Origin of the sequence: Anaerotignum faecicola (assembly GCA_024460105.1) — a bacterium.
In the GTDB taxonomy this organism is placed as follows: domain Bacteria; phylum Bacillota; class Clostridia; order Lachnospirales; family Anaerotignaceae; genus JANFXS01.
Genome location: JANFXS010000199.1, coordinates 1 through 485 on the forward strand (window position 1 = coordinate 1; position 485 = coordinate 485).

Annotated in this window: 1 protein-coding gene; it reads right to left on the bottom strand. The window is 52.8% G+C overall.

Annotation, left to right across the window (positions count from 1 at the left end; genetic code table 11):
• Positions 1-485 (bottom strand): polysaccharide deacetylase (locus NE664_13520; protein ID MCQ4727651.1); only part of this gene is annotated, 485 nt, incomplete at both ends.

Genomic DNA, 485 nt, shown 5'->3' on the forward strand with positions numbered 1-485 from the left:
TTTCCAGTATGGGAACGAGATCGAAATCTCCGGTGATGACGCTTCCATCCTCCTGCTCCATCTCGGTGGTGGGATAACCGTCTTCCCCGATCACCATGCGGGTGGCGAAGCCGTCCCCCTTCATATATTCATAGTAGCATACATCATCCTGCGACAAGACAAAAGCCTTTTTCCCTTCGGGGAGCATGATATCACCGTAGACAAACTTGGGATTGCCGTTTTCATCGGTTGTCTCATAGGCGAGATCATGGATCTTTACGAGAACGTACCCCCTGTCGTACATGGACTGCATCATCTTGATAAACTCGTCTTTTGTCGTCATCATCTGGTTGTAGCCGCCCTCCCGGCTGTCTCCGTCGAAGGCTTTGGAGGTATCGACGATCAGAGAGTGGAAGAACACGTGGGTGACTTCCTGCGGATTGATCCGTACCAGCCGGCCCATTTGATCCGTGTAGGCGGCGACGGCATCCGCAGCTTCCTTTGTG